Source organism: Bifidobacterium sp. SO1 (genome assembly GCF_018555335.1).
In the GTDB taxonomy this organism is placed as follows: Bacteria; Actinomycetota; Actinomycetes; order Actinomycetales; family Bifidobacteriaceae; genus Bifidobacterium; species Bifidobacterium simiiventris.
Genome location: NZ_JAFEJR010000002.1, coordinates 208,909 through 229,700, shown reverse-complemented (window position 1 = coordinate 229,700; position 20,792 = coordinate 208,909). Strand labels below are relative to the sequence as shown.

Annotated in this window: 15 protein-coding genes; 3 read left to right on the top strand and 12 right to left on the bottom strand. The window is 67.0% G+C overall.

The window, feature by feature from the left end; genetic code table 11:
- Positions 1–87 precede the first annotated feature (87 nt).
- The 12 genes from JS541_RS03060 to mraZ all read right to left on the bottom strand — a co-directional run bounded on the left by JS541_RS03060 (position 88) and on the right by mraZ (position 14,418).
- The gene (locus JS541_RS03060) at positions 88–1,149 is read right to left on the bottom strand and encodes an FtsQ-type POTRA domain-containing protein (protein ID WP_214373018.1); all 1,062 of its coding nucleotides are present in this window, start codon (positions 1,147–1,149) and stop codon (positions 88–90) included.
- Positions 1,149–2,750, bottom strand: a complete 1,602-nt coding sequence (murC, locus tag JS541_RS03055; RefSeq protein ID WP_214373017.1) for a UDP-N-acetylmuramate--L-alanine ligase — start codon at positions 2,748–2,750, stop codon at positions 1,149–1,151. Before murC ends, JS541_RS03060 begins: the two co-directional genes overlap by 1 nt.
- A gap of 18 nt (positions 2,751–2,768) precedes the next feature.
- Positions 2,769–3,938, bottom strand: a complete 1,170-nt coding sequence (locus JS541_RS03050) for a UDP-N-acetylglucosamine--N-acetylmuramyl-(pentapeptide) pyrophosphoryl-undecaprenol N-acetylglucosamine transferase (RefSeq protein WP_214373016.1) — start codon at positions 3,936–3,938, stop codon at positions 2,769–2,771.
- A gap of 40 nt (positions 3,939–3,978) precedes the next feature.
- Positions 3,979–5,256 (bottom strand): putative lipid II flippase FtsW, encoded by a 1,278-nt coding sequence (gene ftsW / locus JS541_RS03045; RefSeq protein WP_214373015.1) that lies wholly within the window; start codon positions 5,254–5,256, stop codon positions 3,979–3,981.
- Positions 5,243–6,676 carry a UDP-N-acetylmuramoyl-L-alanine--D-glutamate ligase gene (murD, locus tag JS541_RS03040; RefSeq protein ID WP_214373141.1) on the bottom strand — a complete coding sequence of 478 codons (1,434 nt, stop codon included), beginning with the start codon at positions 6,674–6,676 and terminating at the stop codon, positions 5,243–5,245. The genes ftsW and murD overlap by 14 nt, the downstream gene beginning before the upstream one ends.
- A 72-nt stretch (positions 6,677–6,748) precedes the next feature.
- The gene (gene mraY, locus JS541_RS03035) at positions 6,749–7,852 is read right to left on the bottom strand and encodes a phospho-N-acetylmuramoyl-pentapeptide-transferase (protein WP_214373014.1); all 1,104 of its coding nucleotides are present in this window, start codon (positions 7,850–7,852) and stop codon (positions 6,749–6,751) included.
- A 69-nt stretch (positions 7,853–7,921) separates the two neighbouring features.
- Positions 7,922–9,433 carry a UDP-N-acetylmuramoyl-tripeptide--D-alanyl-D-alanine ligase gene (gene murF, locus JS541_RS03030; protein WP_214373140.1) on the bottom strand — a complete coding sequence of 504 codons (1,512 nt, stop codon included), beginning with the start codon at positions 9,431–9,433 and terminating at the stop codon, positions 7,922–7,924.
- A gap of 101 nt (positions 9,434–9,534) precedes the next feature.
- Positions 9,535–10,443 (bottom strand): UDP-N-acetylmuramyl peptide synthase, encoded by a 909-nt coding sequence (locus JS541_RS03025; RefSeq protein WP_214373013.1) that lies wholly within the window; start codon positions 10,441–10,443, stop codon positions 9,535–9,537.
- Positions 10,444–10,470: 27 nt separating this feature from the next.
- Positions 10,471–12,261, bottom strand: a complete 1,791-nt coding sequence (locus JS541_RS03020; RefSeq protein ID WP_217625328.1) for a penicillin-binding protein 2 — start codon at positions 12,259–12,261, stop codon at positions 10,471–10,473.
- A 17-nt stretch (positions 12,262–12,278) separates the two neighbouring features.
- Positions 12,279–12,833 (bottom strand): hypothetical protein, encoded by a 555-nt coding sequence (locus JS541_RS03015; protein WP_240539221.1) that lies wholly within the window; start codon positions 12,831–12,833, stop codon positions 12,279–12,281.
- Positions 12,830–13,954, bottom strand: coding sequence for a 16S rRNA (cytosine(1402)-N(4))-methyltransferase RsmH (gene rsmH / locus JS541_RS03010; RefSeq protein ID WP_214373011.1), 1,125 nt, complete (start codon positions 13,952–13,954; stop codon positions 12,830–12,832). The genes JS541_RS03015 and rsmH overlap by 4 nt, the downstream gene beginning before the upstream one ends.
- Positions 13,954–14,418, bottom strand: coding sequence for a division/cell wall cluster transcriptional repressor MraZ (gene mraZ / locus JS541_RS03005; protein WP_214373139.1), 465 nt, complete (start codon positions 14,416–14,418; stop codon positions 13,954–13,956). Before mraZ ends, rsmH begins: the two co-directional genes overlap by 1 nt.
- A 342-nt stretch (positions 14,419–14,760) precedes the next feature.
- Here mraZ and JS541_RS03000 point away from each other — a divergent pair, with 342 nt between their 5' ends.
- The 3 genes from JS541_RS03000 to JS541_RS02990 all read left to right on the top strand — a co-directional run bounded on the left by JS541_RS03000 (position 14,761) and on the right by JS541_RS02990 (position 20,699).
- Positions 14,761–17,040, top strand: a complete 2,280-nt coding sequence (locus tag JS541_RS03000) for an AAA family ATPase (protein ID WP_214373010.1) — start codon at positions 14,761–14,763, stop codon at positions 17,038–17,040.
- A 9-nt stretch (positions 17,041–17,049) separates the two neighbouring features.
- Positions 17,050–18,249, top strand: coding sequence for a phosphoglycerate dehydrogenase (gene serA, locus JS541_RS02995; RefSeq protein WP_214373009.1), 1,200 nt, complete (start codon positions 17,050–17,052; stop codon positions 18,247–18,249).
- Positions 18,250–18,383: 134 nt separating this feature from the next.
- Positions 18,384–20,699, top strand: a complete 2,316-nt coding sequence (locus JS541_RS02990) for an alpha-galactosidase (protein WP_214373007.1) — start codon at positions 18,384–18,386, stop codon at positions 20,697–20,699.
- Positions 20,700–20,792: the final 93 nt, after the last annotated feature.

The following is a 20,792-nucleotide window of genomic DNA, read 5'->3' as shown; positions in this document are numbered from 1 at the left end:
ACGCCCTCAGCCTATCATCCGCGGGCGCCTGCTTCCCTTGCCGTGCGCCCGTGCCGCGAGCAGCCGGCGCCACGGGCGCAGCAAACGCTATTTGATGATCGGCCGCGAGGGCGCGGAGACGTCCACCTGCTTCTTGTCGCCGATCACGTTCGGGTCGGGCAGGATCTTGTCGACGATGGCCTGTTTGAGGGCCAGGTCGGAGGAGTCGCCCCAGATCACGACGTGTTCGCCGCCGTTGAGTTCGGTGGTGATCGAGTCCTGCGTGTCCGCGGTGACCTTGGTGATCGTCGAGCGCAGGGAGTCCGGCAGGCTGCCGAGCACTTTGAGCGCCTCCTTGACCGCCTTGCTGCCGAGCGAGCGTTCCACGTTGGCGACGTCGATGGTTGGGATGCCGTCCGTGGAGGCGTCGCCCACTTGGTTGAGCACGCGTCCCTGGCTGTCGACGGCCACCAACGTGTTGCCGGGGCCTTTGAGCATGGCGGCCGGCTGTTGGGCTTTGACCGTTACCGACAGGCTGTTGGGGAACTGTTTCTTCACCGTCGCTTCGGTGACGCCCGGAATGTTCTTCAACTGGCTGGCCACGTCGTTCGTGGAGACGAGCAGCAGGGATCGGCCGGACTGTTTGCCGGCGATTGAGAGGATGTCGCTGCTGGAGACCCAGTCGTTGCCGCCGGAGACGCTGATCCGCGAGGTCTCCAGCCGGAACACCGATGAGAAGAACAGGAGCCATACGAGCGCGGACACGGCGGCGAGCGCCGCCAATGCGGCCGCGGTTCGGATCGCGATGACCTTGAGGCTCATGCGGCGGCGTTCCTTGAGGCGCGCGTTGAAGTCCACGATCTTGGGTCGTGTGGGCACGCCGAGCACGCCGGCCGTCTCGTTGAGCGTTTTCGCCACCATGTCCTCGCTGGGCATGCGGCGCATGTCGACGAATCCCTTGCGTACGGCCGTCTCGCCGGCCGGTTTGCCGCCGGATGCGGCGGATCGTGCCGTCCTGCCGTGTCGGCGGGACGTTTCTGTGCCGGCTGTGCCGGTACTGCCGGCCGTGCCGGCGTGCGAGACCACGGCGCGTGGACCGCTGCCGGTTCGGCGTGTGCCGGGTTCGGGAAGTCCGTCCTCGTCGTGGGAGCTGATGATCCGTCGCGCCATCAGCGCTCCGTCGCCGGCGCGGCGTCGTCCGTCGCGCCGGTCGGGCAGTCGAAGCGGTGCGCGGCGAGCGCGTGCAGCAGCACGTCGTCCATGGTGGTGATGTCGCCCGCGCCGACGGTGAAGATCACGTCGCCGTGGTGGGCGCGCATGACGAGCATCTGCGCGGCGACACGCATGTCGTCTACGGCCGAGATCCATGCGGCCGGTTCGTGCGCGAGCCCGGCAGCAGCGTCCACGATCGTGCGTGCGCCGATGCCCGGGAAGTCCTCCTGCTTTTCGCGGGCGGGGAAGATGCCGCTGACGATCACGTCGTCGGCCTTCGCCAATGCCTCGGCGAACTCGCGGGCGAAGAACTTCGTGCGGGAGAACAGGTGCGGCTGGAACAGCACGTGGAGCGTCGAGCCGGGGTAGCGTCGGCGTGCGGCGTCGAGCAGGGCGGCGATTTCGGTCGGATGGTGCGCGTAGTCGTCCACGACGGTGACCTGCGCGACGGTGCCGCGTACCTGGAAGCGTCGGGCCGCGCCGAGGAACGTGCCGACGGCTTCGGCGGCCGCGTGCGGGTCGACGCCGAGCAGCGTGGCGGCGATGATGGCGGCGGTCGCGTTGCGCGCGTTGTGGATGCCGGGGACGATCAGGCTGACCGGTAGCACGAGATCCGTGTCCGCGCCGGCGAGGAGCGTGGCCGGCAGGGTGATGGCGAAGTGTTCCGCGCCGCTGCCGGCGTGTTCGCTTTCGGAAGCGATGCGCACGAACGTGGCGCCGTTGAGACCGCCGATTTCGTGTTCGGGATGCGTCGAATAGACGATGGTGCGCGCCGCGACGGTCGGTTCGAGCGCGCGCAGCACGGTGAGCGCGCCTTCGTCGTCGCCGCACATGACCACGTGGCCCAGCGCGTGTCCGGCGTGCTGCACGAACGCCGCATGGTAGTTGTCGGCGGTGCCGTAATGGTCGAGATGGTCGGGTTCCGCGTTGGTGATGATCGCGATGGTGGGATGGTACTTTTCGAAGCTGCCGTCGGATTCGTCGGCTTCGGCGACCAGCACGTCGCCCTTGCCGGCGTGTCCGCCGTCCATCGTGGTGCCGTCCGGGCCTTGGATGGATCCGCCGATCGCATAGCTCGGGTCGGCGAGGTCGCCGGTTCCCGCGTGGACGAGGATGTGGGCGAGCATCGAGCTGGTGGTGGTCTTGCCGTGCGCGCCGGCGACGGTCACGGCGCGCCGGCCGTTCATGAGCAGCGCGAGGATGTCGCTGCGGTGCACGATGCGCGTGCCGGCCTCGTGCGCGGCGACGATCTCGGGGTTGCTCGGCTTGATGGCGCTGGAATAGACGACCGTGGCCGCGTCGGCCACGTTTTCGGCGCGCTGGCCGAATTCCACCGTGATGCCGAGCGACGTGAGACGGTCGGTCTTCGCGCTGCGTTCGCGGTCGGATCCGTCGACCGCGACGCCGTGCTCGTGCAGCATTTCGGCGAGCACGCTCATGCCCGCTCCCCCGATGCCGATGAAATGCGTGCGGCCGAGGTCGCCGGTGGTCTCGTGTTCGTCGAACGCGGCCGCGGTCGGGTCGAGCACGATGGCGTCAGTCTGGTTGGTTTCGCTCATAGTCCTTGTCATCCCTTGTTATTTCACCAGTGCGAGCACCTTGCGGGCCATCACGTCGGCCGCGTCGCGGATGCCGTAGTTCCATGCCTTTTCGCCGAACTGGCGCAGTTTGATCGGGTCGGCCAGCAGCGCCGGCACGTTGTCCTTCACCCATTGCGGCGTGCAGTCGCGGTCGGCGACCATCAGGCCGCCGCCGGCCTCGACCACCGGCTGCGCGTTGAACCGCTGCTCGCCGTTGCCGATCGGCAGCGGCACGTAGACGGCCGGCAGGCCCAGCGCGGCGAGTTCCGACACGGAACCGGCGCCGGCGCGGCAGATCACGAGCGCGGCGCAGGAGAACGCGAGGTCGATGCGTTCGAGATATTCGGCGACATGGTAGTCGCCGCCGGTCGCGTCGTCGAACAGTCCGGACAATGCGGATTCGCCGACCTGCGCGGCGACGGTCGCGCGGACCTCGTCGATCTTGCCGCGGCCGGTCAGGTGGATGACCTGCGCGTGTTCGAGCAGCTGCGCGGCGGCGCCGGACACGGCGCGGTTGAGGCTGACCGCGCCCAGCGATCCGCCGGTGACGAGCACGAGCGGACGGTTCGGGTCGACGCCGAGCCGGGCGGCGGCCTCGTCGCGCACGGCGACGCGGTCGGCGGAGAACTTCGCGCACAGCTGGGCGATGGCCGGGCGCAGCGGCAGTCCGACGCGTTCGACCGGCACGCCCTGGCGGGCCTTGAGCCCGGTGTGCTCGTATGCGGTGCCGATGTAGTCGGCCCACCGGGCGCCCAGTTTGTTGGCCATGCCGGCGCGCGCGTTCTGCTCGTGGATGGCGATCGGGATGCCCATCTTGTGTGCGGCCGCGTACACGGGCGCGGAGGCGTATCCGCCGAAGCCGACGACCACGTCGGCGTGGCGGCGTTCAAGAATGTCTCGGACCTTGGCGGTTTCGCGCCGCCAGCGTCCGGGGAAGCGCAGCGCGTCCAGATTGGGCCGGCGCGGGAACGGCACCTTTTCGATCGTGTCGAGCTCGTAGCCGGCCTGCGGCACGAGGTCATGCTCGAGGCCGACCGCCGTGCCGATGACGCTCACCTGCACGTCCGGGTCGATGCGCCGGATGGCGGCCGCGACCGCGAGCAATGGATTGACATGGCCGGCGGTACCGCCACCGGCGAGAACGACGTTGCGAACTCCTGTACTCATAATTCCCTCAGCTTAGCCCACGGCCGCAACACCTCGCGGCCTATATTCTTGCGTTTTCCGCCTTGATCTGCGGCTGCGCGCGCATCATGCCCACGGCGGCGCCGGCGGCGCACAGGCACATGATCATCGACGAGCCGCCCGACGAGACGAACGGCATCGGCACGCCGAGCACCGGGAAGATGCCGATGACCACGCCGATGTTGACCAGCGCCTGGCCGACAAGCCATGTGGCGATGCACACCAGCACCATCGCCACGTAGCGTTCGCGGATCTGCAGCGCCACGCAGATCAGGCACCAGCCGATCACGACGAACAGCAGCAGCACGGTCAGCGCGCCGACGAAGCCGGTCTCCTCGCCGATGATCGCGTAGATGAAATCGGTGTGCGCGGCCGGCAGGTACTGCCATTTCTCGCGCGAGTTGCCGAGCCCCACGCCGAGCAGACCGCCTTCGGCCAGCGCGTATTTGGCGTGCATGGACTGGTAGCATACGCCTTGAAGGTCGGTGCACGGCTTGTAGGCGGCGAGGATGCGGCCCATGCGGTTGGGGCTGGTGATGACCAGCATGCCGACGCCCGCGGCCATCACGCCGACGCCCGCGGCCATCCATTTGATCGGGAACCCGCCGATCAGGAACGCGACCGCGCCGATGAACACGACGATCAGGCCGGTGCCCAGATCCTTGCCGAGCATGATCAGGCCGAGCGCCGCCAGATAGATCAGTCCGGGGACCGCATAGGCTTTGAGGCCTTCGTTCACGGCCCGTTTGGAGGCGCGCAGCAGCGCGAACGGCATCCATACGCACAGTGCGAGCTTGGTCAGTTCGGCCGGTTGCAGCGAGACGGGTCCCAGCACGATCCAGCCGTTGTTGCCGGTCTCCTCCTCGCCGGTGCCCAGCGGGGTGAGCGTGAGCATCTGCACGAACAGGGCGCCCAGCATGGCCACCGGGCAGAATCTCAGGTAGGTCTTGATCTTCAACCGCGACAGACCGAATGCGCACGCAAGGCCGATGGCACAGTACACGCCCTGGTTGATCGCGCGTTTCCACGGCGACAGTCCTTCGGAGACGAGGCTGACCGACGAGCTGGAGAACACCATGATCACGCCGAAGCAGCACAGCGCCAGTACGGCCACGATGAACCCGTGGTAGCACCACAGCGGGTTGAGCAGCGAGCGGATGCCGGTGAATTCGGAGAAGTCTCCCCCGTCCACGCCGTCCGTCGCCTCGGTCTGCCGGCGACGCGTGCCGTACGGCTCAGGCGTCCGCCCGCCGGATTCCTTGCCGGCCTTGCCGGAGGCGATGCGTCTACCGTTCGCCATGCGCCCCCGCCCAACGGGTCGCGGCCGCCGCGAACCGGTCGCCACGGTCGGCGTACGACTTGAACTGGTCCATCGACGCGCAGGCGGGCGCCATGAGCACCACGTCGCCGGACTTGGCGTATGCGCCCGCGGCTTCGACCGCGCGGTCCATGACGGTGGCGTTGTCGTCCGGGGCGATGACGGTCAGCGGGATGTCGGGCGCGCTGGCGGCGAATGCGTCGAGCATGGGCTGCTGGTCCTTGCCGATGATGACGGCGGCCTTGATGGTGTGCGCCTGGTCGGCCACGAGATGTTCGAAGCGGCTGCCCTTGGCAAGGCCGCCGGCGATCCACACGACGGACTTGGCGCCGAAGCTGTTCAGCGATGCGTTGGCGGCGTGCGCGTTGGTGGCCTTGGAATCGTCGACGAAGCGGATGGTGCCGCCATCGGCGAGCGTCGCGGTGGCGACGGTCTGGATGCGGTGGCCGCCGGGCGCGAAGCCCTGCAGCGCGCGCACGGCCGTCTCACGATCCGCGCCGTAGCCAAGCACGAGCGCGAGCGCGGTCAGGGCGTCGGCGAGCAGATGCGGGTAGACGGTGCCGTCCGGTTCCATCAGATGGGTGAACCCGGCGATCGGCGCGACGCGTTCCGCCACGCCGGCCTCGCCGCCCGCGACGCCGCTCATGTCGACGATCCAACCGTCCTTGACACCGATCTGGCCGTCCGTCGGCTCGTGCAGCGTGAAGCCGACCTTGCGGCAGCCCGGCGTCGTCTCGGCCGCGAACGCGAGCCCGGTGACGCGCTCGTCGTCGGCGTTGTAGACGAGCGTGCGGGTCACGTTGTGGAAGACCTTGGACTTGTCGGCGGCGTAATTCTCGATGCCGCCGTGCCAGTCGAGGTGGTCGTCGGCAATGTTGGTGATGGCCGCGCATTCGAGCGCGAGCGAGTAGGTGAAATGCAGCTGGAAGGAGCTCAGTTCGACGCACAGCGCGTCATGTTCCGGTTCGACGGCGGCATGGGAGACGGATTTGCCGATGTTGCCGACCGCGGGCGCGTCGAGGCCGCATGCGGTGAGCATCTCGGAGGTCATTTCGGTGGTGGAGGTCTTGCCGTTGGTGCCGGTGATGCCGATCCATCCGGCGTGCGCGCCGTGGCCGTCGCGGTCGGCGCGCAGCCGCCACGCGAGCTCGACCTCGCTGATGACGGGGATGGCGCGGCGCTGGGCCTCGAGGATGAACGGAGTGCGCGGGTTGAACACCGGGGAGGTGCACACCAGGTCGACCCGGTCCCAGTCCACGTCGTCAAAGGAGTGCAGGTCGGCGGCCTCGTTGCGCTCGTCCACGCTGAACACCTTCGCCGCGCGCGGGCGCAGCACTTCGACCATGCCTCTGCCGGAGACGCCGAGTCCCGCCACCATCACCGTTTTGTCATCCAACCGCATGTCATCAACCATGTCAGACCTTCCGTTCATCGATATCGTCACCTACAGTAGTCGTCCCGATCGGATACGGGATCAGCCGAGCAGTCCGGAACGCGCGACCCAGTCGGCGTAGAAGACCATGAGTCCGCACAGCACGAACAGCAGCTCGACCATCCAGAAACGCACCACGACCTTCGTCTCGGTCCAGCCGCACAGTTCGAAGTGGTGGTGGATCGGGGCCATCTTGAACACGCGCTTGTGGGTCATCTTGAAATAGCCGACCTGGATCACGTCGCTCATGGCCTCGATCACGTACAGGCCGCCGAGGATCACGGCGAGGAATTCGGTGTGCGTGGCGATCGACATCGCGGCGAACAGGCCGCCGAGCGCGAGCGAGCCGGTGTCGCCCATGAAGATCGTGGCCGGGTTCGAGTTGTACCACAGGAATCCGAAGCATGCGACAGCCGCGCATACGGCGATGATGGTCAGGTCGAGCGGGTCGGACACCGCGTAGGAGAAGCCCTGGTGGGTGCCGCCCTTGATGTGGTAGGTCTCCCAGAACGCGATCATCGCGTAGCCGGCGAACGAGATCATCGACGAGCCGGCCGCGAGGCCGTCGAGTCCGTCGGTGAGGTTGACGGCGTTCGTCCATGCGGCCATGAGGAAGTTCACCCACACGACGAACAGGATGATCGAGACGATGCGGCCCGCGAATTCGAAGCTGATGAACGGCGTCTCGATGAAGCTCATGCCGGCCTGCGCGCTCGGGAACCCGGATTTGGTGGGGATGATGAGCGCGAGCACCGCGTAGATCGTGGCGAGGATGAATTGGCCGATGAACTTGCCGGCGACGGTCAGGCCCTCGTTCTGCTTCTTGCGCACCTTGGCGAAGTCGTCCACGAAGCCGAGGCATCCCATCGAGAACATGGCGAACAGCACGAGCACGGCCGACCAGGAGGGCACGCTGCCGGCGTTGATGTACCGGTAGAGGGCGGAGGCGCCCCAGCCAAGCAGCACCGCGAAGTTGATGACCACGCCGCCGAGCGTCGGCGTGCCGCGCTTGATCTGGTGCGACTTCGGGCCGTCCTGGCGGATGTACTGCCCGTAGTGCAGCTTGTGGACCAGACGGATCAGCAATGGCGTGCCGACCATGGTGACGACCAGCGACACCAGAATGCCGATGATGAGTGAAATCATGGGTTCCTCTCCAGTTCCGACTCGTTCTTATCTTCTCTTGTACGTCTTATTGCCCCTACCCCGGGCGCGCTACGCCTGCGGGGCCCAGCGCGAGGCCAGCGCGCTCAGCCCGGAGGCGTGCGACCCCTTGAGCAGCACGACCGACGACGTGTGTTCGGCGGCGAGCCGCATGACCAGCGTGTCCGCCTCGTCGGCACCATGCACCCAGTCTACCGAGACGCCGTCGCGGCCGGCGGCCGCGTCTCGCGCGCCCTGCGCAAGGTCCGATGCCAGTTCGTCGAGGTGCGGGTCGGTGCCTCCGACCGCGACGACCGCGTCGGCGCCGACCTCGACGGCGTAGCGGCCCATCTGACGGTGCAGATCGGCTTCGTCACCGCCCAGTTCGAGCATCGCGCCGAGCACGGCGATGCGGTACGGCTTGTCGGCGTCCGACGCGTGCCATGCCGCGAGCCCGTCGAGTCCCGCGCGCATCGAATCGGGATTCGCGTTGAACGAATCGTCGATCAGCGTGAACGAGGCCCCGTCGCGTTCGACGGCGGACACGGCCATACGGTGCGCGCTGATGCGGTGCTGGCTGGCGAGCACGAGGGCGATGCGCTCGAGCGGCATACCGAACTGCAGTGCGACGCTGGCGGCGGCCAGCGCGTTCATGACGTTGTGACGACCGCGGATGCCGAGCGACACGGTGGTTTCGGCGCGTCCGCCGGCCGGATCGGCTGCGATCATGGAGAACGCGGGATGCCCGGTCTCGTCCTGTGTGATGTCGCGCGCGGTGAGCGTGCCGAGGCAACGCGTATCGTCCGCACGGCCGTCTGCCAGGTCGTGCGCAAGGCCGAACCAGCGCACTTTGCCCGGCGCGATGGCCTCCATCGCGGCCACGTGCGCGTCGTCGGCGTTGAGCACGCTCACTCCCCCGGGCAGCAGGCCGCGGATGATCTCGCTTTTCGCCTGGGCGATGCGCTCCACTGAGCCGAACTCGCCCAGATGCGCCACGCCGACCTTGAGTACCACGGCGACGTCGGGCGGCGCGATGGTGGTCAGACGCGCGATCTCGCCCACGTGGTTGGCGCCCATCTCCGCGACGAAGAATCGCGTGCCGGCGTTGACCTTCAGCGCGGTCAACGGCAGGCCGATCTCGTTGTTGAACGAGCCGACCGGAGCGACGGTCTCGCCCAGATCGCCCAGCAGATGCGACAGCAGGTCCTTGGTCGTGGTCTTGCCGACCGACCCGGTGATGCCGACGATGCTGAACGGCGAGGATTCGGCGCGGCGGCGTTCGAGGTTGTGCTTGGCGAGCAGGCCCAGCGCCGCGACGGTGTCGGGCACGACGATCTGCGCGATCGGCGCGTCGACCTCGTGGTCGACCAGCGCGCATGCCGCGCCCTGTCCGGCGACGGCACCGACGAAGTCATGGCCGTCCACGTGCTCGCCGGCGATCGCCACGAACACCGATCCGGCGCCCGCCTGCCGCGAGTCGCTGACCGCCGAAGTCGCCACGGGGGCGTTCACGTCAAGCCCGTCCGCGCGCGTCAGTCGGCCGCCGACCGCTCTGGCGATCTCCTCGAGTCCCATCGGCATCATGCCGTTCGTGTTGCGTTCCGCCGTCATCTGTCACACCTCTCTTGTTGCTTACGTACGTTCCGTTGTCGCCCGTCGCGGCCGCGCGCCGCCGGGCTGGTGGCCTACTTGCCCAGATCCCTGCTCACGCGCAGCGCGTTGCGGATGTTGTTGCGCCGCACGCCCGCCGCCATCACCATCGCGATCGCCAGCGAGGACCGCTTCACGTCGCCGATGCCGGTGTCGTGCATCGAGGGGAACTGCATGGCGATCTGGTCCGATTCGACGCTGCGCCCGGTCAGGTGCGTCTGCGCGTCCATGATGAAGCCGTACCGTTCGCTCGCCTTGCGGGCGATGTCGCGGTTGCGCGGGTCGCTGTCCATGCCGTCGACGCCGAGCACGTCCACGTTGACGCCGCCGAGCGCGTCGGTCTGCAACGTACGGTCGTCGAGCGCGATGACCACCGCGGCCGAGCCGTCCTCCTGGCACACACCGAGCGTGCGCTGCAGGTCGAGCACGCCGATCGGATATTCCAGCGGCAGCGGACGCTCGAGCGATTGCGATCCGGATGCGTCGATCACGCTGACCGGGTTGCCGAGTATGTGCAGCAGTCCCGACAGCCGCTTCACATTGCGGTGCATGTCCTCACCGTCCGTGTTCGACGAGCTCGAGGCGAGCGCGAACACGGCGAGCATGCTCGCCGGCGAGCCCGCCACGTCGTTCGCCATCGCGCCGAAGCGTTCGCCGGCCGTGTCGCCGATCAGCACCGGCAGTTCGGCGTCGGCCACGACGTCGCGGCTCTCCTCGGGCACCAGCGCGGCGTATGCGCCGTGTTCCAGCGCCTGTTCGATCATGTTCGCGTCCGCCGTCCCTCGAGGCACGTACAACGCGCCGGGGGTGACGGACGCCACGCTGTCAGCGATCGAGTTGATCGTGACGTTGCCCGCGAACGGCGGCACCAACTCGTATCCGTAATGATCCGCAAGATAGCCCAGTGTGATCCGTTCGGAGACGCCCTCACTCACCGCACTCATCGCTTCGCCTTTCCGTCACGTCCGTCCCTACCATTCCACCGGGATAGCATCAGTACGTTCCGCGGACGGGGACACATTGTATTTCTGCATAAGGAATTCACCGATCGTGGCGAACACCGGGCCGGCGGTCAAGCCGCCGAACGAGCCGACCTTCGCGTCCTTCATCACGACGGTGATGACGAACCGCGGGTTGTCGGCCGGGATGATGCCCGACCAGTCGGAGATGATCGACGTGAGCTTGCCGTCCTCGCCCGCGACCTCGGCGGTGCCGCTCTTCGCCGCGATGCGGTAGCCCGGCACCGACACCATGTTCTTGTACAGGTCGGAGACCGACTCCATCGCGTTGAGCACCTGCGAGGCGACGGATTCGTCGACGACGCGCACCGCGTTGCCGTTCTTCGTCTCGCTGACATGGCCGTCCGCGTCGGTGGTCGATGCGATCAGACGCAGCTTGGGCATGACGCCCTTGTTGCCGATCGTGGCGATGGCCTGCGTGATCTGCAGCGCGTTCATCGCGTAGCCCTGGCCGAACAGGACGGTGTTGCGCGTGCGCAGATCCCAGTCCTGGTAGTTCGACAGGATGCCGGCCGATTCGCCGGACAGGTCCAGTCCGGTCTTCTGCCCGATGCCGAACTTCTTCAGGTAGTCGTAGCGCTGCTGGTCGGAGTAGTTCGACGCGGACAGGATCATGCCGACGTTCGACGAGTTCTTGAGGATGCCCGCGTATGTCCAGTGCTCGTCGGCGTGCGTTTCGGCGTCCTTGTAGGTCTGGCCGTCGTCGGTGGTGATGGTATCGGGCACGGTGAACTGGTCGGTTGCCTTGTGCTGGCCTTCCTGCAGCACGCCGGCCATCGTGAACACCTTGCCGATCGATCCCGGTTCGAAGACCTCGCTGACCACGCGCGACGTGTTGAGCTTGGCGTCGTCGCTGCCGGCCTCGTATTCGTCGGTGTCCTCGAGCGCGAGGATGTCGCCGGTCTTGATGTCGGCCACGACGGCCATCGCCCATGAGGCGTTGTATTTCGCCTTGCCGTCGATGAGCGCCTTCTTGACGTACCAGTCGACGTTGCTGTCGACGGTGAGCGTCACGTCCGAGCCGTTGACCGCGTCCTTGGAATCGGTGAGCGTGCCGGGGATCATCTCGCCGCCGAGGCCGCGCTGGTATACCTGGTAGCCGTCCGTGCCGGTCAGGGTCTTGTCGAGGCTGGCCTCGAGGCCGGCCACGCCGTTGCCCTGCGCGTCGACGCCGCCGAGCACCGGGCCGAGCATGGTGCCGCCCGAGTAGACGCGTTCGTTGGTCAGTTCGCCGTAGACGATGCCGCCCAGGTGCAGGTCGTCGATCTTGCGCTTGATCTCAGGGGTCACGTCCTTGGCGATGACCGCGTAACGGCTGTTCGCGTCGCTGAGCTTGGCGCCGAGCTCCATCGCGTTCATGTCGGTGAACACGGTGGCGAGCAGGCGCGCGACGGCCGCCGCGCCGGTCGCGCCGACCGGCTTGCCGTTGATCTGGTGGCAGTAGCTTTCCTTGCCTTTGGCGCAGGTGGTCGGCGTGAACTCGTTGGCCAGTTGCGGGTCGGCGATGATGTTGTAGCGTTCGACGCTCTGCGCCAGGACGATGCCGTTCGCGTCGAGGATCTTGCCGCGCTTCGCATTGACGGTGATCTGCGTGGTGCGGCCCTGCGTGGCGGCGAGCGCCGTGTTCTTGCCGAGCAGCTGGAGGTTGGCCAGTTGCACGAGGCACCCCGTCGCCACGAAGGCGAGTGCGGCGGCGACCGCGAAGCAGCGTGATGCGAAGGAGTGCAGCCGCTTGGCTTTCAGGGGTGGTCTGTTGTCGTTCACTGGGTGTTCCCTTCCTGCGACGTGGTCTTGCCGTCGGTGGAACCCGTGCCGTTCTTGGCGTTGGTTTTCGTCTTGCCGGTGGAGGATGTGTCGGTTCCGGGCGCCTGGTAGCCGCTCAGGTCGATGGATAGGGATCCTTGCTGGAGCACCATGCCCATTTCCTCGGCTTTCGCCGGCAGTGAGGATTCGAGTGCATCGAGCTTGGCCTGGTCCTCCTCCACGTCTTGGGTGAGCGTGTTGATGTTCGCCTGCACGGAGGCGGCCTCGAACGAGTTCTCGACCATCTGGGTGCGCAGTACGAGGGCGCCGACCAGCGTGGCGGCGAGGAAGACGGCCGCGATCACGATGTGGATGAGCGAGGTGCTGCGCGATCTGGTCCACACGACGAGTCGGGTGATGCCGTTGGCGACGGCGCCGCGCGCCGAGGCCGATTCGGAGACGACGTGCAGTTCGGGGCGTACGGGGGCCGCTGACGTGGACGGGCGGCTGGGCGCCGGCACCGCGTTGGAGCGCGACGAGCCGGAACGGATGGTTCTTCCGTGGCTGCTCATCGGCGGTTCCTTCCTTGCTTGGTGCGGCCGGCGGTCTTTTCGCCGCCGTGTGCGCGTCCGCGGGTTTCGCGGCGCGGCTGTCTGTCGTGTGTCTCGCGTGGGTCGGTGTCGCCTCGTTCATATCGGCGGCCGTTCTCGACGAGCCCGCGCATGCGGTGTTCGGGTATGGGTCTGGTCAGTTCGACGGCGCGCAGGCGCACGGATGCGGAGCGTGGGTTGGCTGCGATCTCGGCTTCGTCGGCCTTGATCGCGCCACGGGTCAGTTCCTTGAAGAACGGCTGCGCTTCGGGTGGGATCATCGGCAGGCCGGCGGGCGCGTCGACCTTCAGGCCCTCGTTCATGAAGCCTTTGACGGTTTTGTCTTCGAGCGAATGGTAGGACTCCACCACGAGGCGTGATCCGACGGCCATGTGGGCGGCGATCTGCGGCAGCGTGCGGGCGAGTTTGTCGAGCTCGCCGTTGACTTCGATGCGCAGCGCCTGGAAGACTCGTTTGGCGGGGTTGCCGGCCGGGCGGTGGGCCTGGGGCACGACCTCGTCCACAAGACGGTTGAGCTGGGCGGAGGTGGTCAGCGGTTCGCGTTCGCGGCGCGAGACGATCTCGCGCGCGATTTGGCGCGCGAATTTCTCCTCGCCGTATTCGCGGAAGATGCGGGTCAGTCCCGGGGCTGAGTATTCGGCGAGGATCCGGCGCGCGGTCAGTGTCTGGGTCACGTCCATGCGCATGTCGAGCGGGGCGTCATGCGAATAGGAGAAGCCGCGGTCGGTCTCGTCGATCTGCAGACTTGACAGGCCGAGATCCATGAACACGGCGTTCACTTCGTCGATGCCCAGGTCGTCGAGCACGTCGGCGAATTCGTCGAATGCGGCGTGGACGGGCGTGAACCGGTCGGCGAGGCCTTCGTCGTCCATGCGCTTGGTGGCGAGGGCGAGCGCCTCGGTGTCGCGGTCGATGCCGATGAGCCGCGCGTGCGGCGCGGCCTTGAGGAAGTTCGTGGCGTGTCCGGCGAGGCCGAGCGTGCAGTCCACGGCCACGGCCCCGGGCTGCGCCAGGGCAGGCGCGACCAGATCCACGCACTGCTCGAGCAGCACTGGCTGGTGAATGGCTGTCACATCGATCATCAGAATCCCACCGCCGGTAATACGTCGTCGGCGATGTCGGAATAACCCTGCTCCTGAGCGGCCAGGTATTCCTCCCACGCCTGTTTGTTCCAAATCTCCGCACGAGTGCCCACGCCGATCACGACCACATCGGTGCCGAGGTTCGCGTAGTCGCGCAGCATCTGCGGCACGAGGATGCGCCCCTGCTTGTCGGGTTCCTGGTCGACCGCGCCGGACAGGAACACGCGCAGGTAGTCGCGCGCGGCCTTGTTGCCCATCGACGTGCGCTGGATCTGCATGGCGATCCGGCGGAACTCGATCTGCGGCAGCAGGTAGACGCACCGCTCCTGGCCGCGTGCCATCACCATGCCCGGGCCGAGGGCCCCGCGCAGTTTGGCGGGCAGGGCGAGACGGCCCTTCGCGTCGATCTTCGGCGTATAAGTGCCCAGCAGCAGCGGGGGCAACGCCCCGCCCATGCCGTCCATACCGCCCGCGTACTGGCTCGCGGAGGTGTTCTGGACGTTCTGCATGGTCTGCTGGTCGTCCATTTCCACCTCCTTGGTTCAGTTGTCGATCGGCCATCGGGCACACTCATGCCACAACTGGTTCACCACTTTACCCCACAGCCCGCCACAAAACCCCACCTTTTCACATTTTCCGCCCGTTTTTGGCATACTTCTTCCCCCAACTCCCCCGATCGGCACGACAGGCCGTGCGCGTTCACGAAAAGTTCATTCCGCCGCCGGGCCGGCGACCCCGCCGACGTAGGTGCCGGGGAGTACATTGGTATGCCTGAGTTTTCACCGGAGCCAAGGAGAGTAGAGGGCATGTCGGAATATTCGGCGCAGATCCACGAGGAGCAGCGGGCGGTCGATCGGGCCTACGGAAGGCTCGACGCGTTGCGCGCGCAGGTCAAGTCGCGGCTGGACACCGTCCGCGCGGCCGGATCCCACGGCTCGCCCACCCAGCGCACCGAACGCGACTCCTTCGCGACCATGTACGAGGACCGGCTCACCCAGATGCGCGCGGTTGAGGACCGTCTGGTCTTCGGCAGGCTCGACGACATCGACTCGAACCGGCGCTACATCGGCCGCATCGGCCTGTCGAATGACAACCACGAGCCGATCCTGACCGATTGGCGCGCCGAGGCCGCGCGCCCGTTCTACGAGGCCACCCCGTCGAACCACGGCGACATCGTCATGCGCCGCCATCTGACGCTGCGCTTTCGCGAGGTGGTGGGTATCGAGGACGAGGTGCTCGACGTGGATTCCAGCCAGGTCGACCGTGCGGCCGCGTCCGGCACGCTGACCGGCGAGGGCGCGCTGCTTGCCTCGCTCAGTTCCCGGCGCACCGGCAAGATGACCGACATCGTCGCCACCATCCAGGCCGAACAGGACCGCATCATCCGCTCCGATATGAATCAGGCCGTGGTCGTGCAGGGCGGCCCGGGCACCGGCAAGACCGCGGTCGCGCTGCATCGCGCCGCCTATCTGCTGTATACGCACCGGCGCATGCTCGAACGCTCCGGCGTGCTCGTCGTCGGCCCGAGCTCCACGTTCCTGCGCTACATCGACCAGGTGCTCCCCTCGCTCGGCGAGACCGGAGTGGTCAGCCGCACCATCGCCGATCTGGTGCCCGGCTTCGCCGCTACCGCGACCGATTCGCCGACCGCCGCCATGCTCAAGGGCGACAAGCGCATGGCGCGTCTGGTCGCCGACGCGATCGCGGCGCGCGTGCGCGTGCCGGCCGATCTGCCGACCGTGCGCGTCAACGGCTTCGCCGTGCCGATGCTCGCCGTCGACATCAAGCAGGCGCAGCTGGACGCCAAGCGCACGCATCAGCCTCATAACAAGGCCCGTGAGACGTTCGTGCGCAGCATGCTTGCCGCGCTGCGCACCCGCTACGCGGAGCAGCTCGACTACACGCCGGACGAGGCCGAGCTCTCCCGCGTCACCTCGATGCTGCGCATGGACGACAAGGTGCGCAAGACCCTCAACCTCGCCTGGCTGCCCATGAACGCGCCATGGCTCATCGACCAGCTGTGGGCTCGCCCCGAACGACTGCGCTCCCTTGCGCCGTGGCTCACCGACGAGCAGATCCACGAGCTGGCCCGACCGAAGGGTTCTCCGCTGACGCGCTCGGACATCCCGCTGCTCGACGAGGCGATGGAACTGCTCGGCCCGGATCCGAAGACCGTCGGCCGCACGAGCGCGCAGGACGCGGCGCGCGCCGAGGAGGAGCAGTTCGCGCGCGACACGCTGGCGCAGAACGGCATCGGCTCGGGCATCGTCACCGCGCAGATGCTGGTCGACAACATCAACGGCGCCGACACGGAGCTGACCGCGCAGCGTGCCGCATCCGACCGCGAGTGGACGTACGGGCACATCGTCGTGGACGAGGCGCAGGAGCTGACCGCGATGGACTGGCGCATGCTCATGCGCCGCTGCCCGTCGCGCTCGTTCACCATCGTCGGCGATGTCGCGCAAACCTCAGCGCTGGGCGGCACCCGTTCGTGGCCGCGCGTGATGGACCGGCTGTTCGGCCGGGGCCACTGGAGCCTCAACGAGCTGACGATCGACTACCGCAACCCGCAGGAGGTGTCCGATCTCGCGTCGCGCTTCGCCGAGGCGGAGGGACTGTACATCTCGACGGTTAAGGCGGTGCGCGCGCTGCCAGATTCGGTGCGCCGCGTCACCGTGGATGACCGCGCCGCGCTGCTGGACGACGTCGCTGCGCGCACGGTCGAGCTGACCCGCGAGTTCGTCGGGCAGGACGGCACCGGCCGCGTCGCCGTGATTACGCCCGACTCGCTGCGCGCCGACGTGCTGGCCCATGTGCGCGACGCCCTGCGCCGCGCGCTGCCGGCCGACCAGTTCGCGCGGCTGAGCGAGCAAAGCGCGTGGGACGAGCAGGTCAACGTGTGCGGCACGCAGGAGGTCAAGGGACTCGAATACGACGCGGTGGTCGTCGTGGAGCCCGGACTGATCGAACAGGAGGCGCCCTCGCGTCTGGTGGCCGCCTCGGACCTGTACGTGGCGATGACGCGTCCGACCCAGCGCCTGCTTATAGTGCGGACAAAAGCGGACGAAGACGACCTGAGCATCTAAGGTGGAACCATGCCTAAAGCGTTGTTATTGGAAAACATTCATCCCTTCGCCGCACAGTCGCTGCGCAACCACGGCTTCGAGGTCGAGACGCGCAAGGGCGCGCTGGGTGAGGATGAGCTCATCGACGCGCTGGAGGGCGTGGATCTGCTGGGCATCCGCTCGAAGACCAGCGTCACGCGCAAGGTGATCGACGCGTGCCCGAACCTGACGGCCGTCGGATGCTTCTGCATCGGCACCAACCAGGTCGACCTCGACTACGCCGGCAAGCACGGCCTGGCGGTGTTCAACGCGCCATACTCCAACACCCGTTCCGTGGTGGAGCTGGTGATCTGCGACATCATCTGCCTGCTGCGCCGCATCCCCGCGCACACGCACCATATGAAGCAGGGCGTGTGGGACAAGTCCGCCGCCGGCTCGCACGAGGTGCGCGGCAAGACGCTCGGCATCATCGGCTACGGCAACATCGGCTCGCAGCTGTCGGTGCTGGCCGAGGCGCTCGGCATGCGCGTCGTGTTCTACGACACCGAGGAGAAGCTCGCGATGGGCAACGCCCACCGCTGCGACACGCTCAACGAGTTGCTCGAACAGTCCGACGCGGTGTCGATCCATGTGGACGGCCGCAAGGAGAACACCGGCTTCTTCGGCGAGGAGCAGTTCCAGCACATGAAGCAGGACGCGATCTTCATCAACCTGTCGCGCGGCTTCGTGGCCGATCTCGACTCGCTCAAGCGTCATCTCGACTCCGGCCACATCTCCGGCGCGGCGGTCGACGTATTCCCTGTCGAGCCGAAGAAGGTCGGCGACCCGTTCTCCACGCCGCTGGCCGACGAGGACAACATGATCCTCACCCCGCACATCGGCGGCTCGACCCTGGAGGCGCAGGAGGCCATCGGCCACTTCGTCTCGCAGCGTCTCGAGGACTACTGGGAGAAGGGCTCCACGATGCTGTCGGTGAACCTGCCGCAGATCACGCTGACCTCCCTGCCCGGCACCGCCCGCATCGCCCACCTGCATGCGAACCTGCCCGGCGTGCTCGCCAAGGTCAACCGCGTGCTCGGCGAGGAGAACATCAACATCGCCGCCCAGGCACTCGGCACTGAAGGCGAACTCGGCTACGTGGTCACCGACGTGTCCCAGACCCCGAGCGCGGCGGCGTTGGACGCGCTGCGCCACATCGAGGGCACCATCCGCATGCGCGTCATCCGCTAGTTGCCTGGTTCGGTGTCGTCCATCCGTATCCGTCCGTAGTCCGCATCCATCTATATCCGTCCGCGCCGCGCTCCGTCTTCCCGGCAGAGCGCGGCGTTGTCATATCCATGATCGCCGGGAACGCAGGGGCTTATATGGACATCGTCTTCCACAAATCGGGCAACGTATTCCACATCATGAACCGCGGGTTCAGCTACATCTTCACCGTGTTGAAGAACGGCCAGCTCGGGCAACTGTATTTCGGCGCTCCCCTGGCCGACCGCGACGGCTTCGAGCATATGCTGGTCGCCGCGCACCGCGACATGGCGCCCTGCCCGTTCGAAGGCGACGGCGATTTCTCGATGGAGGACATCAAACAGGAGTATCCGGTCAACGGCAACGGCGACCTGCGCAACGTCGCGTGCGTGGTCGAGACGCCGGACGGCGCGCGCAACGCGGATTTCCGGTACGTCTCGCACCGCATTCTCCCCGGCAAGCCGACGCTCAACGGACTGCCAGCCACGTACGTCGAACGCGACGGCGAGGCGGAGACGCTCGAGATCACGCTGCGCGACGATCTGCTGGATCTGCGCATGATCCTGAGCTACACGACGTACCGCGACCTGCCGGTGCTCACGCGCAACGTGCGGTTCGTCAACGACAGTATCGCGGCCGATGACGGCAGCACGACCGGCGGCACCGACGCAGCCGACGCTGACGGCACGGTCACGCTGCGCCGCGCCCTGAGCGCCAGCCTCGACCTGCCGGACGCGCACTGGAGCATGATGCAGTTCACCGGCGCGTGGGCCCGCGAACGCCGCCCGCAGACGTTCCGATTGCATACCGGTGTGCAGGAGATCTATTCGCTGCGCGGGCACAGCAGCCACCAGTTCAACCCGTTCCTGATATTGAAGCGTCCGAACACGAACGAATCCGCAGGCGAGGCGATCGGCGCGGCGCTCGTGTACAGCGGCAATTTCCTCGGTTCGGTGGAGGTCGACAACTATCACGTCACCCGGCTGATGATGGGCATCCATCCCGAAGGGTTTGCGTGGACCCTGCGGCCCGGAGAAACGTTCCAGACGCCGGAGATGGTGGTCGCGTACACGCGCGACGGGCTGAACGCGTTGAGCCAGTCGTTCCACACGCTGTTTCGCACGCGGCTCGCCCGCGGCTATTGGCGCGACCGGCCGCGGCCGATCCTCATCAACAGCTGGGAGTCCACGTACATGAGGTTCGACGAGGCGAAACTGTTGTCGATCGCGGGCAAGGCTCATGAACTGGGCATCGATCTGTTCGTGCTGGACGACGGCTGGTTCGGCCACCGCGACGACGCGACGAGCTCGTTGGGCGATTGGACGGCGGACCGGCGCAAGTTGCCGGACGGCGTCGAGGGATTGGCGAGGAAGATCAACGATCTGGGCATGATGTTCGGCCTGTGGTTCGAGCCGGAGATGGTCAGCCGGGATTCGGACCTGTACCGTGCGCATCCGGATTGGATGATCCGTGTGCCCGGCCGGGAGCCGTTGCAGGGCCGCAACCAGTACGAGCTTGACCTGAGCAAGAGCGAGGTGGTCGACTATCTGTTCGACTCGATGAGTGCGATTCTCGCGTCCGGCCGCGTCTCGTATGTCAAGTGGGATATGAACCGCAGCATCACCGACGTGTTCTCGCAAGGCCGGCCGGCCGCGTTCCAGGGCGAGCTGCTGCACCGGCAGATCCTTGGCGTGTACGCGCTGTACGAGCGGCTGACATCCGCGCTCCCGAAGGTGCTGTTCGAGTCGTGCGCCTCGGGCGGCGCTCGGTTCGATCCGGGCATGCTGTATTACGCGCCGCAGGGTTGGATTTCCGACGATACGGATGCGGCGGAGCGCGTGAAGATCCAGTTCGGCACGTCGTATGCGTATCCGGTCTCCAGCATGGGCAGTCATGTTTCGGCGGTGCCGAACCATCAGCTCATGCGCGTCACGCCATTGAAGACCCGCGCGGACGTCGCGTATTTCGGCACGTTCGGCTACGAGCTGGATGTGAATCGGATGACGGACGGCGAGCAGGAGCAGATGCGCCGGCAGATCGCGTTCATGAAATCGCATCGCGAGCTGATCGATACGGGCGACTTTTTCCGGCTGATCAGTCCGTTCGACGAGTCGGAAGTGGGATTGCAGCCGGGTGCGGAGGCCGCGTGGATGGTGGTGTCGGCCGATCGACGGCATGCGCTGGTCGGCTACTATCGCATGATCATGCCGGTCAACGAAGGCTATCGCACGCTGCGATTGGCCGGACTCGACCCGGCTGAGACGTACACGGTGCGCGACACCGAGTTCCCGTTGCCGGCGTCGCGGTTCACGTACGGCGGCGACGAGCTGATGGCCCGCGGCTTCGACATCTCCGACACCGGGTTCGGCCCGTTCACCACCGACATGTATCAGGGCGACTATCTGACCCGCCTGTTCGAGGTCGACGCGGTCTGATCTGTGTGCCCGTGCGACGCATCGCTCCCGCTCGCGGATCTCGTAACATGTCGCCGCCCGTTTTGGACTACGATATGCGTGGAACACAAGTCA